Source organism: Albimonas sp., from assembly GCF_055129145.1.
Genome location: NZ_JBSRTQ010000004.1, coordinates 1 through 19080 on the forward strand (window position 1 = coordinate 1; position 19080 = coordinate 19080).

Below are 19080 nucleotides of genomic sequence, written 5' to 3' on the forward strand. Positions count from 1 at the left end.
GCTGCGCGCGGCGCTGGCCCGCGGGCCGATCCGGCGCGGGCTGGTGCTGGCCGCGATCCATGTCACCGCGCAGAAGACCGCGATGGGCATGATGGGGCCGTTCTTCATCGACCAGGGGTTTTCGCTGGCGCAGGTGGGTCTGCTGAACGGCGGCGGGGGCATCACGCTCGGCATCGCGGGCGCGGCGCTGGGCGGGCATCTGTCGCGCCGCCTCGGCATCCGCAAGGTGCTGGTGGGCGCGGCGGCGGCGCAGGCGGCGGTGCTTGGCCTCATCGGGCTGCACGCGGCGACCGGAGCGTTGCCGGCGCCGGCGCTGGTGGCGCTGGCGCTCTTCGGCGGGTCGGGGGTGATGGCGACCGGGTTCGTCGCGCTCTACGCCCAGTTCATGCGCTGGTCCGACCCCCGCCAGGCCGGCGTCGACTTCACCCTGTTCCAGAGCGCGGACGCCGCGGTGTCGATGATCACCGGCCTCGCCGCCGGGGCGCTCGCCGGGGCGCTGGGCTTCGCCGCCTTCTTCTGGATCGCGGCGCTGCTGGCGCTGGCCGCGATCCCGGCGCTGTTCTGGGCGACCCGGGCCGAGGCCTGATCTCCCAGGGCGCGACCAGGGCGGCGGGCGCGGGGATCAGGCGGTGTCGGGGGGGGCGGCGGCGAGGGCGTCGGGCCCGACCGCCGCGACCAGATCCTCGCGCCCCGCGGCCCAGCTTTCGCGGACCCGGCGGGCGATGTCGCGGATCATCGCCTCGTCCGGCTCGGCCGCCGGCACCGGGCGGACCGGGTCGTTGTGGAAGAGGTAGAGCCGCGAGGCGAACTGGTCGAAGGGCAGCGAGGCCTCGCCATGCCGTTCGCCCGCGCCCTCGGTCGACACCACCACGCCTGCGCCCCAGTCCTGGCCGCTGTCGTTGTTGGGATTATAGAAATAGACGCGCATCACGCCGGCCTGATCGCGCGCCATGCGCAGGATGGCGATGGCGTGCCAGCCGATGAAGCGACCGGTGGCGTCGGTGACCCCGATGCCGGCGGGTTGCGGATGGATCACCGGCTCGTCGCCGTTGAAATCCGGATGGTAGGCCGCGTGGAAGCGGCGGATGAACCCCTCGAGATCCGCGAGCTTGCCGGTCGGCACGTCCACCGCCACGGCGCAATCGCGTCCGACCCACCAGCCATGGAATTCGGGGTTGATCCACACATGCGGATCGTCGCCGCGATCCGAGCAGAGCCGACCCATCGCCGCGTAGATCCGGTCGAGATGCGTGACCAGCGCCACCGACACCGGATCGGCGTCCAGAGGCGTGAACGCGGCGAGGCCGGCCGGAAGCTCGGCCGAGGACAAGGGTTTGCCTTCGAAATGCATCTGCACGGTGTCGTAGCGCGCGGCCTGCGCGATCAGGTGCAGCAGGTAGTCGGGGTCGTTGAGCCCCCACATGGCGATGGCGCGGGCGGACTGGCAGGTCGGGTTCGCGCCCTGGCCGACGCCGAGCGGCTGGCCGAGCACCTGCAGCGTGCCGGCCAGCAGCAGCGCGTTGGGCGGCGCCGACGGCCCGAAGGCCGCGGTCAGCCGGGCCGCCGTCGCCTCCGACAGGGTCAGCGCCACCTGGCGGCGCAGCGCGGGGGGAACGGGCGGGTGATGCAGCACGCCGCGTTCGAGCATGTTGGCGAGGCCGAGCACCGCCTGCGGCGTCTCCAGCCGCACCGCGACGCGGATCAGGTCCTTGGCCAGCGCCCGGTGACGCCGCCAGCAGTCGAGCCCGACGCTGGTCAGTCCCAGCGCCTCGGGCGCGAGCGTGGCGCGGTCGGCCTCCAGCGTCCAGCTCAGGAAGGCGACGTGGTAGTCGGAGACGAGCCCGGTGTCGTGCATTGCCCGCGCGAGGCCGCCCGCCTCCTGCAGCAGCGCCGCCTCGTCCATCGCCGCCAGCCGCTCGCGGTAAAGCGGCAGGCCCGGATCGTCGGCGCAGGTGCGGGTCGGGCCGAAGAGGGCCGAGACCAGACGGTCGGCGCCGAGGCGCCCGTCGCCCAGCTCCGAGCCGCGTTCGGCCATGGTCACCGCGATCTGGGCGATCATGTCCTTGACCGCGTTCACCTGAAGCGGGCGCTGGGCGAGGATGCGCCAGATCTCGGCGACCAGCACGCCCAGCACGTCATGAAAGCCGATCCGCTCCGCCATATGACGGAAAAGCTCGCGCAGCGCAGGTTCCAGCGGCCGGTCGCGCAGCGCCTCGTCCGGCGCGCCGAACAGGCGCTTGAGGTTGAGCGCCAGCACCTGGGTCAGGTGGTGGCGGGCCGCGTCGGCGTGCAGATGGGGATGGGTTCCCGCTCCGGTGGCGACCGCCAGCAGGCGCAGGAGGCTCACCGCCTCCAGCGTCACCGTGGCGGGCGGGGCGGCGTCGAGCGTGGCGGCGGCGAGCTGCGGCGACAGCGATTGCGGCGCATCCCAGTCGGATCCCGCGAAGATCCCGGCGGCGTCGAGCCGCGGGGCCAGCCGCTCCAGCGCTTCCACGCCGCCGGGGGCCGCCAGCAGCCGCCGCGCCACGTCGAGCACCTGCGGCTGGATCCGCGCCTTTCCAAAGCTGCGCTCGGCCTCCAGCCGCTCGGTCGCGGCCAGAAGCGTCGCGGTCAGGCGGGAGGCGGCGGGGTCTTCGCCCGCCGTCGACGTCGTCGCCGGATCGTCCTGGTCCTTGCCGAAGGTCATGCGCGTGCCGGGCCCCTACACATAGAAATCAAGCTCTTCCTGCGCCTTCAACAGGTCCCGCAGACGATGCGGATCCTCGCCGAAGAAGTAAACCAGCCCCCAATGGGTGCCGAAGGCGGTGCGCTTGGTCACCTTCTCCTGCATCGGCGGGGCGAGTTCGTGGAACTCGAAATAGGGGTGGTTCGCGGTCTCCTCGGGCACCTGAAGCTCGCTGACCACGCGGCGGCGGGGATAGGCGCCGAAGCAGCCGGCGTGACCCTTGGCGCCGGTCACCTCCTCGGGGAACATGGCGTCGAGCTCCTCCTGCCTGGTCTTGGGGTCGAAGCAGGCGACGATGCCCTGATAGCCGTTGAAGCCATAGGCGCGCTCGATCAGCTCCAGCGCGTTGAAACCGGGCGGACGGTAGGCGACCTCGCCGAAATACATGGTGCCGTCGGAGGTCACGAAATACTCGGGGTGGATGAAGCCGAACTCGATGTCGAAGGCCTCGATCAGCTTCTCGATCTGCTCGGTGATCTTGCCGCGCCAGCTTTCCAGCTCCGGCGTGGCCGGCACGAACACCGAATAGCCCAGCGTCACGTATTCGGAGATGTTCAGGAACTGGATCTTGCCGTTGAAGATCCACGCCTCGACCGCGAATTCCCAGCCGTCGAGATGGCTTTCCAGCAAAGCGGGGAATTCGTCGGTGGAGATCGACTCCACGTCCTCCACCGTGCGGATGGTGCGGTGACCGAGGCAGCCGGCCTTGTCGAAGGCCTTGAAATGGATCGGATCATTGACGTCGCCGTCGAGCTTCAGCAGCGTCTGGTTCACCCGCTTGAGGAAGCGGATCACGTCGGCGTGGTTGTCGGCCTCCTCGAAGATGCCGACCCGGATGCCGGCGAGCTGGGCGCGGCGCTTCATCAGCGACTTGTCGCGGAAGAGCATCGACTGGCCGAGCAGGCGCGGGTTGCCCAGCAGCACCGAGTTGATGGCGCCGGCCCATTCCACCGTCTCCTCGAACATCGGGATGGCGACGTCGCAGCCCTCGTCCTTGAGGATCTGGGCGATCTCGTGCGAGCGCTCGTTGAGCCGGTCGAAATCCCACTTGATGTAGGGGATGTCATGGGCCTTGGCGTATTCCTCCGCCCACCACGGCGCCACGACCACATAGCGGCGGTCGAAACGGTCGATGGCGGCGATGGCGTTCAGGCTCCAGCCGAGAATGGCGACATAGCCTTTGTCGGGGTTGTTCTCCATGACGAGGACTCCCAGTGAAATTTCATGGCGCGCGGTCGCTTCCGGCCAGCTGGGGGACGGAGGACGCGCGATGTCGGCCCGTTCGCTCCGGGGGGACGGAGCGGTCAGGATGGCCCGCGCAAGCGGACGCACGACGCGAAGTGTGATGGGGGTTAACTAGGGCATTCGGGGGCGGTTGCAAACCGAAGGCCCGGCGCGGCGGGGATCGGCGGGCGAAATCGCGGGTCGCGGCGACCGCATCCGGCGCGGCCCTGCCGCCGGTTCCCGACCCTCGCGCCACGCGGAAGGCGCGGCGCGGGTGACCTCCGGCCCGCTCGGGCCGGAGGTTGTGGTTCTATCCGGTCGGGCGGATCAGCCGATCAGCGTTTCCATCCGGATCGGGAACTTGCGGGGCCGCACGCCGGTCGCGTGCGCCACCGCGTTCGCCACCGCGGCCGCCGCTCCGGTGATCGCGAGCTCGCCCACGCCCTTCACGCCCAGCAGGTTCACATGCGGATCGGTCTCGTCGACGGTCAGCACGGTCATCTGCGGAATGTCGGCATGGACCGGCACATGGTAGCCGGCGAGATCGGCGTTCATGACCCGCCCCGTCACCGGGTCATGCGTCGCCTCCTCATGCAGCGCGAAGCCCACGCCCCAGATCATCCCGCCCTCGAGCTGGCTGCGCGCCAGCGCCGGGTTGATGATCCGGCCTGCGGCGAAGACCCCGACCATGCGCGTCACCCGCACCTGGCCCAGATCCGGGTCCACCGCCGTCTCGGCGAAGACCGCGCCGTGGGAGAAGAAGGCGTGCTGTTCGCCGGCCGAGGCCGGGCGGCTCGCCGAGCCCTCGCCCACCAGCGTGACCTGACCGGAGCGGGCGAGGATGTCGGCGTAGCTTTCCGACCGGCTCTCGTCGTCGCGCCGGTGCAGGCGGCCGTCACGGGCGGTCACGCCGGAGTTGCCGGCGCCGAAAAGCGGCGAGTCCGGATCCTCGGTCGCGATCTCCGTCAGCCTGGCGATGGCGTCGACCCCAGCCGAATGCAGCGCCGAGCCCGCGGTGGCCGTGTGCCCCGATCCGCCCGCGATGCCGGCATCCGGCAGGTCCGAGGACCCCGACCGGAACTCCACCTGGTCGATGCTCAGCCCCAATCCGTCCGCCGCGATCTGGGCGAGCGCGGTCCACGCGCCCTGACCCATGTCGACGCCCGAGGTCTCGACCATCGCCGTGCCGTCGGCGCGCAATGTGGCGCGGGCCGCGGCGGCGAAGAAGGTGGCGGGGAACTGCGCGATCCCCAGCCCCCAACCCAGCAGCCGCCCTTGCGGGTCGCGCATCGCGCGCGGCGCCATCGGGCGGCCCGCCCAGCCGAACCGCTCCGCCCCCAGCGCCAGGCATTCGCGCAGGGCCTTGGAGGAATAGGGCAGCCCGGTCATCGGGTGGGTTTCGGCGTAGTTGCGCAGGCGGAAGTCCAGCGGATCGATGCCGGCCGCGTGCGCCGCCTCGTCCATCGCGCATTCCAGCGCGGTCAGCCCCGGCGCCTCGCCAGGCGCGCGCATCGGGGCGGGCGTGCCCATGTCGTTGCGCACCGCCCTGTGAGAGACCGAGATCGCCGGGGCCGCGTAGAGATGCAGGGACGCGTTGGCGGCGGGCTCGATGAACTCGTCGAAGCGGGAGGTGGCGGAGATCGCCTTGTGCTCCAGCGCCGTCAGCCGTCCGTCGGCGTCGACGCCGAGCCGCAGGTCCTGGCGCGTGGCGCCGCGATGGCCGACCGGGCCGAACATCTGCTCGCGCCGGATCGCCAGCTTCACCGGCCGCCCCAGCTTGCGCGCCGCCAGCACCGCCAGCAGCTGCGGGCCGTTGACGATGGCCTTGGACCCGAAACCGCCGCCGAGATAGGGCGTGCGGATCAGGATGTTCTCGGGCGGAATGCCCAGGAACGCCGCATACATCGGTCGCGACATCACCGGGGCCTGATTGGGCATGTCGAGCACAAGCCGGTCCCCGTCCCACACGGCCACCACCGCATGCGGCTCCATGGCGTTGTGATACTGGGGGGGCGTCTCGTAGCGCACATCGGTGACCTGGGCCGCGGCGGAAAGCCCGGCCTCCACGTCGCCCTTCGAGGCGGCGGGCGAGGCGCCGATGCCGACCGCCTCGGGCGTGTAGGGCGCTTCCGCGTCGAAGCCGAAGACGGGGGGCTCGGCCTCATAGCGCGGCGCCAGCAGGCGCGCGCCCTCGGTCGCGGCCTCCAGCGTTTCGGCCACCACCATCGCGATCGGCTGGCCGGCGAAGCGGACCCGGTCGTTCTGCAGGGCGTCGAAGCGGAAGGCGAAGCCGTGGAACTTGTTCTCGGGATCCATCGCCAGCTTCGGCGGGTCGGCGGGCGTCATCACCTCGACCACGCCGGGATGGGCGCGGGCGGCCTCCACGTCGAGGAAGGCCACCCGCCCCCGCGCGATCGCGGCCCCGGCATAGACCGCGTAGAGCGTCCCGGCGGGGGTGTTGTCGGCGGCGAAGGCGGCGGCGCCGGTGACCTTGTCATGGCCGTCGCGACGGGTGAGCGGCTGCCCGGAATTCGAGCCGAAGCGCGCATGTTCGGGTGTGGGGATCGCGTCAGACATAAGCGGGCGCTCCATGGTCGGCATCCAGCGGCGAGGCGGGCAGGGCGGGCATCCGCGCCGGCGTCCCCATCGCGGCGAGGGCGAGCGCGCGGGCGACGACGCGGCGCGCGAGCTCGATCTTGAAGACGTTGTCGCCGGAGGGGCTCGCCCCTTCCAGCGCCGCGGCGGCGGCGGCGGCGAAGGCCTCGGCCCCGGGGGAGGCGCCTTCCAGCGCCGCCTCGGCGGACCGCGCCCGCCAGGGCTTGTGCGCGACCCCTCCAAGGGCGATCCGGGCGCGAACGATGCGCCCGCCCTCCATCTCCAGCGCCGCGGCGGCGGAGACGAGGGCGAAGGCGTAGGAGGTGCGCTCGCGCAGCTTCACATAGCGGGCATGGCCGGAGGCGCCGGCGGCGGACGCCGGAAGGATCACCGCGGTGATCAGCTCGCCTCTGGCCAGCGCCGGGACCGCCTCGGCAGCGCCCTCGGGCAGGGAGAAGAAGTCGATCAGCGGGACCATGCGCAGCCCCGACGGCCCCGCGATCTCGACCGTCGCGTCCAGCGCCGCCAGCGGCGCCGCGAAATCCGACGGGTGGACCGACACGCAATCCGCGGTCCAGCCGAGCACCGCATGTTCGCGCGCCTCGCCCTTCAGCCCGTCCAGAAGCGCCACGCGCGGGCGCTGCAGGATGTTGCCGCCGACCGTCGCCATGTTGCGCAGCTGGGCCGAGGCGCCCGACAGCAGCGCCTCGGCCACCATCGGATAGAGCGCCAGGATCTCGGGGGCCCGGGCGAGGTCGGAATTGCGGACCATCGCGCCGATGCGCAGGTCGCCGTCGGCGGTCTCCTCGATCCGGTCGAGACCGGGCAGGCGGGTCACGTCGATCAGGGTGGCGGGGGTGGCGACGCCGACCTTCATCAGGTCCAGCAGATTGGTGCCGCCGGCCAGATAGGCCGCGTCAGGGGCGGCGCCGGCCGCCAGCGCCTCGTCGAGCGTTGCGGGACGGAGATAGTCGAACCGGTTCATGCCGCCTGCTCCTTCTGGGCCGCCATGCGGGTCCGCGCGTCCAGCACCGCCTCGATGATCCCGCGATGCGCGCCGCAGCGGCAGATGTTGCCGCTCATCGCCTCGCGGATCCGCTCGGGGTCGTCGGCCTCGCCCTCGGCGATCATCGCGACGGCGGACATGATCTGGCCGGGGGTGCAGTAGCCGCATTGCAGGCCGTCATGTTCGATGAAGGCGGCCTGCATCGGGTGCAGCTCGCCGTTCTTCGCGAGGCCCTCGATGGTGGTCACTTCGGCCCCGTCCAGCGTGACGGCGAGGCTCATGCAGGCGTTCACCCGGCGGCCGTCGACGATGACGGTGCAGGCGCCGCACTGGCCGCGGTCGCAGCCCTTCTTGGTTCCGGTCAGGTCCAGCCGCTCGCGCAGCAGGTCGAGCAAGGTGACGCGCGGATCGTCGAGCGCGAGGCTGCGCGTCTCGCCGTTGACGGAGATGTTGACGGTGTGGGTCATGGGAGCTCCCGTGGATCTCGAGGCGATTTGCATCGACCTCTGGGCGGGCTTGTGCGACGGATCGAAGAGGTCGGGCGCGGGGGCGCAGAGTGCGTTTCGCGCGGAATTCCGGCATGGGGTGGACGGATGCGGCCTTCGGACGAGAGGCGCCGCGGGCCATGTCTGGAAATATGCGGAGCACCCCTCCGTTTTTCAAGGGCGATGCTGAAGATGGGCGAAGGAAACGGCCGGGCGGGCGCGGAGACCGCGAAAAGCCGGGCGTCGGCCGGCCGGCCCGCGCGCAAGCCGCGCGCCGATTCCCTGCGCAACCGAGAAAAGCTTCTGGCCGCCGCCGGCGCCGTCTTCGCCGAGGGCGGGCCGGACGCGAGCCTCGAGGCGGTCGCGCGCAAGGCCGGCGTCGGCATCGGCACGCTCTACCGCCATTTCCCGACGCGCGAGGCGCTGTTCCTGGCCGTCTACCGGCGCGAGGCGGCGGAGCTGGCGCGGCTGTCGGACGATCTCGCCCGGCTCAACGATCCGGTGGAGGCGCTGCGGCGCTGGCTGCATGCGGCGGTGCGGATGGTGGCGACCAAGCGGGGGATGGCGGCGGTGCTGTCGCCGGCGCTGGATGCGGAGGATCCGGCTTTCGCCGAGGTGAAGATCCGGCTGCACGACGCGGTCGGCGCGCTGGTGGATCGCGGGGCCGGGGGCGGGGCGCTGCGCGCCGACGTCTCGGCCGCCGACGTGATGCGGGCGCTGTTCGCCTTCTGCTATGCGCCGGGCCCGGCGGAGGATTGGCAGGCGGCGGCGTTGCGGCTGCTCGACGTCTTCGTGGATGGATTGCGCGCGCCGACCGAGGGGTGAGGTGCGCGCCGCGCGGGTCGGGGGCGCAGGTTCGGCCAGGGTCGTGCCGGGGTCGGGACGCCTCTCGCCGGGCTGGTCCCGGGCGCGTGAGATCGGGTCCAGGGTGCGACAGCCCGCCACATAAAGCCTTGACGCCACGTCCTTCGCTTGGTCAGGATGCGGTCGATCGGCCCGGGGGAGATCCTCGGGGCGCGGAGCCAGGGCGCGCGCCAATGACGTGCCCGGCCAATGGGAGGAAAAGCCGACATGACCCGAAGCAACGCCCCGAATCCGTCTTTCAAGCCGACCCGGCGCCAGCTTCTGGCGACGGCCGGCGCGGCGACGGCGGTCTCCGCGCTCGGCGCGCCGTTCGTGGCCCGCGGCGCCGGCGCCAGGATCCGCGTGGGCATGCCCACCATCCTGTCGGGCCGGGTCGCCATCCTCGGCACCTCCAGCCGCGACGCCGCCACGCTCGCTGTCAACCGGATCAACGGCGCCGGCGGCTTCGGCGGCCGCGAGGTCGAGCTGGTGGTGCGCGACTCCAAGGGCCAGCCCGACGAGGCCGCCCGCGTCACCCGCGATCTGGTCAACACCGAGGGCTGCGAGATCATCATCGACGCCGAGGCGTCGTCGGGCGCCTTCGCGGTGCATGAGGTCGTGGGCGATCTCGGCGTGCTCTGCCTGCACACCTGTTCGGAGACCTCGTCGCTGACCGCCGACCCCAAGCTGCGCCGGCCGACCGCCTTCCGCGCCGCCCGTCAGGGGATCCATGACGCGGTGGCGGGGGGCAAATACGCCGCCGACATCGCGAAAAAGAACAACCTGATGAAGTGGATGACCTGTTCGCCGGATTACGCCTACGGCCGGGACAACACCTCGCAGTTCGTCGAATACCTCAAGATCTTCGCGCCCGACGTCGAAGTGGTCAACGAGGCCTGGCCGAAACTGTTCGAGCCCGACTACACCGCCTACGTCACCCGCGTCCTCCAGGTGCAGCCCGACGCCATCTATTCGGCGCTCTGGGGCGGGGACCTGGTGTCGTTCCTCGAGCAGGCCAACCTCTACCAGATCTTCGCCGGCAAGCTGCAGTGGTTCTCCGGCGGGCTCGCCGATCCGCCGATCGTCAACGCGCTCAAGCAGCTGCCCGCCGGCCTGCATTCGGTGTTCCGCTACGACCCGGATTACCCGGACACGGACGCCAACAAGGCGTTCCACAAGGGTTTCACGGACATCTCCGAGACGGAGCCGACCAACTGGGCCTGGCAGACCTACACAGCCGTCCAGTTCATCGACCAGGCGCTGAAGGCGACCGGCGGCAAGACCGACGGCATGGCGCTGGCCGACGAGATCAAGGGCGCCTCGGTCGAGAGCCCGTTCACCGAGACCGGCGAGATCACCATGCGCGCGGACGACCACACCATCATCGGCTATCCGGTGGCGTGGGGGCAGTCGCGGCCCCAGCCCAAGGGGTTCGAGAACTGGGTGCGCGGCGACTGGGACGAGATCCTGAGCATGGAGCAGGAATGGAAGAAGCGGCAGGGCTACGCCTGACCTGAACGCTCGCCGGACCCCCGCCCGGGGCCGGCGCTTCCCCAACGCCGTCCGCCCCGGCCGTCAACGTCGGGGCGGGTCGGCCACTTCGTCCCTTGTCGGAAAGAATTCATGGACCTCGACGCGCTGTTCGGCTGTCTCTCCGTGCCCGCCTGCGCGGTCACCCAGGTGTCGACGGGGCTGATCATCGGGATGCTTCTGTTCCTGGTCGCCTCGGGCCTGTCGCTGATCTTCGGCGTTCTGGGCGTGATAAATTTCGCCCATGGCGCCTTCTACATGCTGGGCGCCTATTTCGCGATGGCCGCCTATCAGCTGACCGGGAACTTCGTCGCGGCGCTCGCCGCCGGCGCGGTCGGCATGGCGATCTTCGGCGCGGCGTTCGAGCGATTGTTCGTCAGCCGCATCTACGGGCGCGACGTGCTGATGCAGCTCTTGCTCTGCTACGCCTTCGTGCTGATCCTCGACGACATGGTGAAGATCATCTGGGGCGCGGAATACCGGATGATGGGCATGCCGCAGAGTTTCGCCGTGCCGCCGATGTTCATCGCGGGCGGGCCGGTGCCGCCCTATTACCTCTTCATGATCGGCATGTCGGTGGCGGTGGGCGGGCTCCTGTGGCTCGGCATCGCGCGCACCCGGTTCGGCAAGCTGGTGCGCGCCGCCGCGCATAACCCGCAGATGGTCGGCGCGCTGGGGGTGAACACCTCGCTCCTTTACGCCTCGGTCTTCGGGATCGGGTCGCTGCTGGCGGGGCTGGCCGGCGCGCTGGCGGCGCCGGTGCGCTCTCTGACGCCGGGCATGGGGCTTTCCATCCTGATCGAGAGCTTCATCGTCACCGTCATCGGGGGCATGGGCTCCATCGTCGGGGCCTTCGTCGCCTCGCTGCTGATCGGGCTGACGCGGTCCTTCGGGTCGCTCGGCTTTCCGCTCTTCGTCGACGGGGCGATGTTCGTGATGATGGGGCTGGTGCTGATCCTGCGGCCCTCCGGCCTGTTCGGACGGCAGGTATGAGCATGGGAAGCGGTCTTCTCCGCGATCTGGCCTTCGGCGCCGCCGCGCTCGTGTTCCTGCTGCTGATCCCCGCTTTCGGCGGCGGGGCCGGGCTGAACGATTTCATCATCTACGTCGCGGCCTACGGCTTGCTCGCGTTGTCGCTGAACCTGCTGACCGGCTACACCGGCCTCGTCAGCTTCGGGCACGCGGCCTATTTCGCCTCCGGCGCCTATTCCTTCGGGCTGCTGATGCAGTCGGGCGCGGTCTCGATCCCGCTCGCCTTCGTGCTTTCCGTCGGCTTCACGGCGCTGATGGCGCTGGTGATCGGGGCGATCTGCGTGCGGTTGAAGGAGATCTACTTCGCCTTCCTCACGCTCGCCTTCCAGATGATGTTCCATTCCATCATCCTGACCTGGGTGTCGCTGACCGGGGGCGATCAGGGCCTGATGGGCGGCATTCCGCGCCCCGCCTTCTGGGGGATCGACCTGTCGGGGCCCGAGACCTTCTACGCCTTCTGCATGGTGGTCTTCGTGATCTGCGCGCTGATCCTGCGCCAGATCGTGCAAAGCCCCTTCGGCCATACGCTGCGCATGATCCGCGACAACCCGCAGCGCGCGGTTTTCTTGGGTGTGAACACCTATTGGGCCAAGCTGCTGGCCTTCGTGCTGGCGGGGTCCATCGCGTCGGTCGGTGGCATCCTGCTGGCGCTCTTCGCCTCGGGCGCCTATCCGGAATTCGCCTACTGGACCATGTCGGGGCAGGCGATCTTCATGATCATGCTGGGCGGCAGCCGGGTGTTTCTGGGGCCCCTGCTCGGGGCGGCGCTGCTGCAAGGCCTCAACCACTACATCACCGGCGTGACCGAGCATCACGGCCTGGTGCTGGGCGTCGTCATCGTCGTCGCCGTGCTCGGCCTGCGCCGGGGGCTCGCGGATTTCGCGCTCGACTGGGTTCAGGCGCGGCGCGAGCGGCAGGGCGCGCGGGCGCCCGAGGCGCACGCGGTTTCGGGAGAGAAAGCATGACCGATTTCCAGGGCCGCGTCGTGGTCGTCACCGGGGGGGCGAGCGGCATCGGCGCCGCCTGCTGCACGCTTCTGGCGGCGCAAGGCGCCCGCGTCGCCGTGGTCGACGTGAACCTGCCCGGGGCGGAGGCGGTGGCGGCGGGCCTTCCCGGCGCCGGCCATCTCGCCGCCTATCTCGACGTGCGCGACGCCGACGCGGTGGAGGCGCTGGCCGCGCGGCTGGACGCCGAGATGGGCCCGGCCGCCGCCCTCGTAACCTCCGCCGGGGTGATCCAGGTCCCCCAGTCGCCCGAGGCGCTGACCATGGCCGAATGGGACCGGGTGGTGGATGTCGATCAGCGCGGGGTCTGGGTCTGCTGCGTCGCCTGGGGACGGCGGATGGCGGTGCATGGGGCGGGGGCGATCGTGAACATCGCGTCCGTCGCCGGCATGCGCTCGATGCCTCTCCACGCCTATTCCCCCGCGAAAGCCGCGGTGATCTCGATGACCGAATGCCTCGCCACCGAATGGGGGCGGTCGGGCGTGCGGGTCAATGCGGTGTCGCCCGGCTACACCCTGACCCCGGCGCTGGCGGACGCCATCGACAAGGGCGAGCGGGACGTCTCGCTGATCGAGAACGTGACCCCCTTGGGTCGCCTCGTGCGCCCGGACGAGATCGCCTCCGCGGTGGCGTTCCTCTGCTCCGACGCGGCCTCCGCCATCAGCGGAATCACCCTTCCGGTGGATGGCGGCTGGCTGGCCGGCCCGTCCTGGCGCACCTACGGGGCGATCCCGGCCGCGCGGGGCAACTGATGCTGAACATCGAAGATCTCGCCAAGTCCTTCGGCGGCGTGGAGGCGATGCGCGGCGTCACGCTGGATTTTCCGCCCAGTTCGCTCACCGCGATCATCGGGCCGAACGGGGCCGGCAAGACCACGTTCTTCAACCTGATCTCCGGCCATATCCGCGCCGACCGGGGCCGCGTGGTGCTCAACGGCGAGGACGTGATGGGCCGCTCCAGCCTCGAGATCGTCCATCGCGGCATGGCCCGCGCCTTCCAGGTGGCCAGCATCTTCCCCGACATGACCATGGAGGAGAGCCTGATCGCCGCCGTCGCCGCCCGGCGCGGCGAGCTCTTCACCCTCTTCCGCCGCGCCCCCCTGCCGGCGGCGCGCGACCGGGCGCGCGAGATCCTCGATACGCTGGGCCTGAGCGCCCGTGCCGGGGCGCTGTCGCGAAATCTCTCGCATGGCGAGCAGAAGCTGCTCGACATCGGGCTGGCGCTCGCCGTCGACCCCAAAGTCCTGCTGCTCGACGAGCCCACGGCGGGGATGGGGGCGGAGGAGCGCTGGCGGATGATCGAGAAGGTGCATGCGTTGTGGGAGGGTTCGGACCTCACCATGATCTTCATCGAGCATGACATGGACATCGTTTTCCAGATCGCCCAGCAGATCAACGTGTTGAGCTACGGCAAAGTGCTGGCAAGGGGCGCGCCCGAGGAGATCAAGCGCAACCAGGACGTCATCGACGCCTATCTGGGCAAAGACCATCACCACGCGGTGGCGGAGGACGCGCGATGACCCTGGTGGAACCCCACGCCGAGACCAGAACCGTCCGCCCGCTGCTCGAAGTCGAGGCGCTCGACGTCTATTACGGCGCGAGCCAGGTGCTGTTCGGCCTCGGCCTGTCGGTGGGCGAGGGGGAGACGGTGGCGCTGCTCGGCCGCAACGGCGCGGGGAAATCGACCACGTTCAAGGCCATCGCCGGGCTGGCGCCGCCGCGCCGCGGCTCGGTGCGGCTGGCCGGGCGGGATTTGGCCGGCGTCGCCACCCATCGCATCGCGCGGGCCGGCATCGGCTACGTCCCCGAGGACCGGCAGGTGTTCCCGGAGCATTCGGTCGAAGACAACCTCACCATCGGCGCCAAGGCCGGGCCCAAAGGCGCCCGCGACTGGACGTTGGAGCGGATCTACGAGGTCTTCCCGATCCTCGCCGGCATGAAGACCCGCATGGCCGGGCGGCTGTCGGGCGGCGAGCAGCAGATGCTGACCATCGCCCGCACCCTGATGGGCAATCCCGACCTGGTGTTGCTGGACGAACCCTCCGAAGGCCTGGCCCCGATCATCGTGGTGGAGATCGCCCGCCTGATCGGAACCCTGCGCGAGATGGGCGTGACCATCCTGATGGCCGAGCAGAACATGCATTTCTGCCTCGACGTCGCCACCCATGCGGCGGTGATCGACAAGGGCGTGGTGGTCTATCGCGACACCATCGACGGCCTGCGCGCCAACCGCGAGATCACCGACCGTTATCTTTCGATCTGATCGTTCCGGAGCCCCCGATGAAGCTCGATCCCGACGCCGCAAATGTGCTGGAGGCGCTCGCCGCCCGGCCCCCGCTCGACAGCATGCCCGTGCCCGAGGCGCGCGCCGCCTACGCCGCCGGGCGGGCGGCCACCGCGGGCGCGCCGACCCCGGTGGAGATCGTGCGCGATCTTTCGCTGCCCGGCCCCGCCGGTCCGATCCCCGCGCGCCTTTACCGCCCCGCGCCGGAAAGCGCCGGGCCGCTGCCGGCGCTGGTGTTTTATCATGGCGGGGGATGGGTGATCGGCGGGCTCGATTCGCATGACGGGCTCTGCCGCCGGCTCGCGGCAGGGTCCGGCTGCGCGGTGATCGCCATCGACTACCGGATGGGGCCGGAGCATCGGTTTCCCGCCGCGGTGGAGGATGCGGAGGCCGCGCTCCGCGCCGTCCATGACGGGGCGGCGGGCCTGGGCGTGGACCCGGACCGGCTGGCGGTGGGAGGCGACAGCGCGGGCGGAAACCTCGCGGCGGTGGCGGCCCTAATCGCGCGCGATGCGGGCGGGCCGGCCCTGCGCTGGCAGATGCTGATCTACCCCGCCACGGATTTCGCGATGGACACGCCCTCCCACGCCGAATTCGCCGAGGGGCATTTCCTGACCGCGTCCCTCCAGCGCTGGTTCCACGCCCATTATCTCGACGATGCGCAAAAAGCCGACTGGCGCGCCTCCCCGCTCAAGGCGGAAACCCTCGCGGGCCTCCCCCCGGCCTTCGTGCTGACCGCGAGCCACGACCCCCTGCGCGACGAGGGCGAGGCCTATGCCGCGCGTCTGGTCGAGGCCGGGGTGCGCGTGGCGGTCTGGCGCGCCCCCGGCCAGATCCACGGGTTTCTGCCGCTCGACGCGGTGATCGCCGCCGCGCCGAAGGCCGCGGCGCTGCTCGCCCGCCACCTGCGGATGGAACTCGTCGACTGAGGGCCCGCCCTCAGCATCCCAGCGCCATGCCGTCCTTGCGGGGGTCGGAGCCGCCGATGAGGGCGCCGGTGTCGGGGTCGACCCAGATCGCCTGACCGCCGCCATGGGGGGAGCGGGCGGGGGCGAGGACATGGCCCACCGCCTCCAGCGCCGGGCCGACCTCGGGCGCGAAAGTGGGCTCGATCTGCAGGGTCCCGTCGGTGGCGAAGCTGCGCGGGGCCGACAGCGCCTCCTGCACATCCATGCCGCGGTCGACGATATGGGTGACGACCGCCGTATGGCCGACCGGCTGGTAGTGGCCGCCCATCACCCCGAAGGGCATCGCGCAATCCTCGCCCCGGCAGGCCATCGCCGGGATGATGGTGTGCATCGGGCGCTTGCCGGGCGCGATCTGGTTGGGGTGCTCGTGCAGGCGGAAGGAGGAGCCGCGGTTCTGCAGCAGCACCCCGGACTCCCGGGCCGATATGCCGGTCCCGAAGCCCTCGAACAACGAGTTGATCAGCGACAGCGCGTTGCGGTCCTTGTCGACGACGCAGAGGTAGGTGGTGTCGCGATGCTCGATATCGGGCAGCGGGCCGAAGGGGCCGGCGCGGTGGGGGTCGATTTCGGCGCGCACCGCCTCGGCTTCGGCGTCCGACAGCATCACCGGGGCCGCGTCGGGGGCGAAGGCGGGGTCGGCGACCAGCGCGTCGCGGCGGCGGAACGCGGCCTTGGTCGCTTCGGCGAGGATGTGGATCCGCTGGGCCTCGGGCATCTCGGCCGAGAGGTCGAAGCCCTTCAGCGCGTTGAGCATCAGCAGCGCGGTGACGCCCTGGCCGTTGGGCGGGATCTCGCACACGCGGAGCCCCTTGTAGTCGGTGGAGATCACCTCGACGTAATCGCAGGCGGCGGCGGCGAAGTCGTCGAGCTCATGCAGGCCGCCGAGCTCCTTCATCCGCGCCACGATATCCTCGGCCACCGGGCCTTCGTAGAAACCGGCGCGGCCGTGCTCGGCGATGCGCCTCAGGGTGGCGGCGAGCCGGGGCTGGGCATGCTTTTCGCCGGCCCGGGGCGCGCGGCCGTCGATCAGGAGGGTTCTGGACGACACCTCGTCGCGCGCCAGCCGCGGGGCCAGCAGGCGCCAGTCGCGGGCGATGCGATCATGGACGAGGTAGCCGTTTTCGGCGGCGTCGATGGCCGGTTGCAGGATCCGCGCCCAGGGCAGCTTTCCGTGGTCGGAATGCAGGCGGAACCAGGCGTCGATGGCGCCGGGGATGGTGACGGCATGGGGATCCTCGATGCGGATCTCCGTGATCCCGCGGTCCTGATACCAGCCGAGCGTCGCCTTGCCGGGCGCGCGGCCGGAGCCGTTCAGGCCGATGGGGTTGCGGCCCTTGGGCGCGTAGATCGCGAAACAGTCGCCGCCGATGCCGGTGGCGTGGGGCTCGATCACGCAGAGCAGCGCAAGGGCGGCGAGCCCGGCGTCGACCGCGTTCCCCCCCTCGCGCAGAATGTCGAGCGCGAGCAGCGTCGCCTGCGGATGGGCGGTGGCGGCCATGCCGTTCTCGGCGCGGGCGGCCGAGCGGCCGGCGTGGAAATCTCGCATGGGGAGGGCTCCGGGTAGAGTTCAGGAGGATCGGGGATCGAACGCGTCGCGCAGTCCGTCGCCCAGAAGGTTGAAGCCCAGCACCACCACATAGATGGCGATGCCCGGCCAGATCGCCATCCACGGCGCGATCTCGATGAAATCCCGCGCGACGTTGAGCATCGAGCCCCAGGACGGCGCAGGGGGTTGCTGGCCGAGGCCGAGGAACGACAGCGACGCCTCGGCGATGATCGCGGTGGCGGTGGCGAGGGTCGCCTGCACCAGCACCGGGTTCATGGCGTTGGGCAGGATGTGGACCAGCAGCAGCCGGCGGTCGCGGACGCCGACGGACCGGGCGTTGTCCACATAATCCTCGGCCGCGACCTGCATGGTCTGGGCGCGCATCAGGCGACAGAACATCGGGGCTGCGGCGAGGCCGATGGCGATCATCGCGTTCTGAAGGTTCGGGCCGAGGAAGGCGGCGAGCGCGATGGCGGTGATCAGGAACGGGATGGCGAGCAGCGCCTCGGTGCAGCGCGAGATCACCGCGTCGATCCAGCCGCGATAATACCCCGCCAGCATCCCGAAGGGCGCGCCGACCAGCAGCGCGATGACGACCGAGGCCACGCCGGCCATCAGCGAGGCCCGCGCCCCCCAGATCAGGCGGGAGACGATGTCCCGCCCCAGATCGTCGGTCCCCATCCAGTGCGCGGCCGACGGCGGCTGGCGGATCGCCATCCAGTCCGAGGCGTTGGGATCGTAGGGCGCGATCAGGGGCGCGGCGACCGCCCCCAGCACGAAGAGTATCACCACCGCGGCGCCGAACAGGGCGGAAGGGTTGCGCCTCAGGCTCCCCCAGGCCCGGGACCGGGACCGGCGGCGCGGGGCAGGGGCGGGAACCGTCTCCGCGACGCTCATGCCTTGATCCTCGGGTTGAGGACGAGGTTGAGGATGTCGGCAAGCAGGTTGACCAGAAGGAACACCAGCGCGCTGACCAGCACCACGCCCTGCACCACCGCGTAGTCGCGGTTGTAGACGCTGTCGACGATCAGCTTGCCCATGCCGGGGATGTTGAACACCTGCTCGGTCAGCACCGCGCCGGCGAGGAGTTCGCCGAAGATCACCGAGGCGAAGGTGACCACCGGGACCAGCGCGTTGCGCAGCCCGTGGGAGACGATGACCCGACGCTCCGAAATCCCCTTGGCCCGCGCGGTGCGGATGTAGTCGGACCGCAGGACCTCGAGCATCGCCGACCTCGTGTGCCGCATCAGCATTCCCGCGATGCCGGTGCCCAGCACGAAGGCCGGCATGATCATCGACGCCAGCGAGCCCGCCGGATCCTCCCAGATCGGGATGTAGCCGGACGAGGGCAGCCAGCGCAGCTGCACCGAGAACAACAGGATCAGCATGATCCCCAACCAGAAATTCGGGATCGAGAGACCCGAAAGCGCGGTGACATTCGCGAGCCAATCCCAGAACGTCCCCTTGCGCACCGCGGCCACCACGCCCGCGGGCACGCCGATGACCAACGCGATGGCCATCGACATCACGCTGAGCTGCAATGTGATCGGCAGCTTCAGCGCGATCAGCTCCCCCACGCTCGCCCCGAGACGAAGCGACTGGCCCAGATCCCCGGTCAGCGCCGCCTTCAGCCAGGCCCAGTATTGCAGGACCAGCGGATCGTTCAGGCGGTACTTCACGCGCAGCGCCTCGATCACCTCGAGGTTCTGCTCGGACCCTGCGAGCGCCACGGCCGGGTCTCCGGGCATCAGTTTCTGAAGCGCGAAGACGAAGACCGAGACGATCAGCAGGGTCGGAAGGATGAGGACCAGGCGCCTCGCCACGAAGCGGATCATGGAT

The 19080-nt window shown here is 70.6% G+C and carries 17 protein-coding genes; 9 read left to right on the top strand and 8 right to left on the bottom strand.

Annotated elements, in window-relative coordinates; genetic code table 11:
- Positions 1–586 (top strand): MFS transporter (locus ACTB72_RS01295; RefSeq protein ID WP_463035166.1); only part of this gene is annotated, 586 nt, incomplete at its 5' end.
- Between the two features lie 36 nt (positions 587–622).
- On the opposite strand, the gene ACTB72_RS01300 is transcribed toward ACTB72_RS01295, so the two are convergent.
- The 5 genes from ACTB72_RS01300 to ACTB72_RS01320 form a co-directional block, all read right to left on the bottom strand.
- Entirely contained in the window at positions 623–2686 is a 2064-nt protein-coding gene (locus tag ACTB72_RS01300; protein WP_463035167.1) for a hypothetical protein, read from the bottom strand.
- A 15-nt stretch (positions 2687–2701) separates the two neighbouring features.
- Positions 2702–3925, bottom strand: a complete 1224-nt coding sequence (locus ACTB72_RS01305; RefSeq protein ID WP_463035168.1) for an ATP-grasp domain-containing protein — start codon at positions 3923–3925, stop codon at positions 2702–2704.
- A 351-nt stretch (positions 3926–4276) separates the two neighbouring features.
- Entirely contained in the window at positions 4277–6526 is a 2250-nt protein-coding gene (locus tag ACTB72_RS01310) for a xanthine dehydrogenase family protein molybdopterin-binding subunit (RefSeq protein WP_463035169.1), read from the bottom strand.
- The gene (locus ACTB72_RS01315) at positions 6519–7529 is read right to left on the bottom strand and encodes an FAD binding domain-containing protein (protein WP_463035170.1); all 1011 of its coding nucleotides are present in this window, start codon (positions 7527–7529) and stop codon (positions 6519–6521) included. The genes ACTB72_RS01310 and ACTB72_RS01315 overlap by 8 nt, the downstream gene beginning before the upstream one ends.
- On the bottom strand, positions 7526–8017 hold the full coding sequence (locus tag ACTB72_RS01320; RefSeq protein ID WP_463035171.1) for a (2Fe-2S)-binding protein: 492 nt from the start codon (positions 8015–8017) through the stop codon (positions 7526–7528). Before ACTB72_RS01320 ends, ACTB72_RS01315 begins: the two co-directional genes overlap by 4 nt.
- A 210-nt stretch (positions 8018–8227) precedes the next feature.
- Between ACTB72_RS01320 and ACTB72_RS01325 the strand changes: the two genes are divergently transcribed.
- From ACTB72_RS01325 to ACTB72_RS01360, 8 genes are all read left to right on the top strand, one after another.
- Positions 8228–8860, top strand: coding sequence for a TetR/AcrR family transcriptional regulator (locus tag ACTB72_RS01325; RefSeq protein ID WP_463035172.1), 633 nt, complete (start codon positions 8228–8230; stop codon positions 8858–8860).
- Positions 8861–9106: 246 nt separating this feature from the next.
- Positions 9107–10390, top strand: coding sequence for an ABC transporter substrate-binding protein (locus tag ACTB72_RS01330; RefSeq protein ID WP_463035173.1), 1284 nt, complete (start codon positions 9107–9109; stop codon positions 10388–10390).
- Between the two features lie 111 nt (positions 10391–10501).
- The gene (locus ACTB72_RS01335) at positions 10502–11401 is read left to right on the top strand and encodes a branched-chain amino acid ABC transporter permease (RefSeq protein ID WP_463035174.1); all 900 of its coding nucleotides are present in this window, start codon (positions 10502–10504) and stop codon (positions 11399–11401) included.
- The gene (locus tag ACTB72_RS01340) at positions 11398–12405 is read left to right on the top strand and encodes a branched-chain amino acid ABC transporter permease (RefSeq protein WP_463035175.1); all 1008 of its coding nucleotides are present in this window, start codon (positions 11398–11400) and stop codon (positions 12403–12405) included. The genes ACTB72_RS01335 and ACTB72_RS01340 overlap by 4 nt, the downstream gene beginning before the upstream one ends.
- A complete protein-coding gene (locus ACTB72_RS01345) occupies positions 12402–13196 on the top strand; it encodes an SDR family NAD(P)-dependent oxidoreductase (protein ID WP_463035176.1) in 795 nt (264 codons plus the stop codon). Before ACTB72_RS01340 ends, ACTB72_RS01345 begins: the two co-directional genes overlap by 4 nt.
- Positions 13196–13963: an ABC transporter ATP-binding protein gene (locus ACTB72_RS01350; RefSeq protein ID WP_463035177.1), complete on the top strand. Its 768-nt coding sequence runs from the start codon at positions 13196–13198 to the stop codon at positions 13961–13963. The genes ACTB72_RS01345 and ACTB72_RS01350 overlap by 1 nt, the downstream gene beginning before the upstream one ends.
- The gene (locus ACTB72_RS01355) at positions 13960–14706 is read left to right on the top strand and encodes an ABC transporter ATP-binding protein (protein WP_463035178.1); all 747 of its coding nucleotides are present in this window, start codon (positions 13960–13962) and stop codon (positions 14704–14706) included. Before ACTB72_RS01350 ends, ACTB72_RS01355 begins: the two co-directional genes overlap by 4 nt.
- 17 nt (positions 14707–14723) lie before the next feature.
- Positions 14724–15656 (top strand): alpha/beta hydrolase, encoded by a 933-nt coding sequence (locus ACTB72_RS01360; RefSeq protein WP_463035179.1) that lies wholly within the window; start codon positions 14724–14726, stop codon positions 15654–15656.
- 10 nt (positions 15657–15666) lie between these two features.
- Here the strand turns inward: ACTB72_RS01360 and ACTB72_RS01365 are convergent, their stop codons facing one another.
- From ACTB72_RS01365 to ACTB72_RS01375, 3 genes are read right to left on the bottom strand one after another with little or no spacing between them, the layout of a single operon-like run.
- Positions 15667–17241 carry a gamma-glutamyltransferase family protein gene (locus ACTB72_RS01365; protein WP_463035180.1) on the bottom strand — a complete coding sequence of 525 codons (1575 nt, stop codon included), beginning with the start codon at positions 17239–17241 and terminating at the stop codon, positions 15667–15669.
- Between the two features lie 21 nt (positions 17242–17262).
- Positions 17263–18138 carry an ABC transporter permease gene (locus ACTB72_RS01370; protein WP_463035181.1) on the bottom strand — a complete coding sequence of 292 codons (876 nt, stop codon included), beginning with the start codon at positions 18136–18138 and terminating at the stop codon, positions 17263–17265.
- Positions 18135–19076: an ABC transporter permease gene (locus tag ACTB72_RS01375; protein WP_463035182.1), complete on the bottom strand. Its 942-nt coding sequence runs from the start codon at positions 19074–19076 to the stop codon at positions 18135–18137. The genes ACTB72_RS01370 and ACTB72_RS01375 overlap by 4 nt, the downstream gene beginning before the upstream one ends.
- Between the last annotated feature and the right edge of the window lie 4 nt (positions 19077–19080).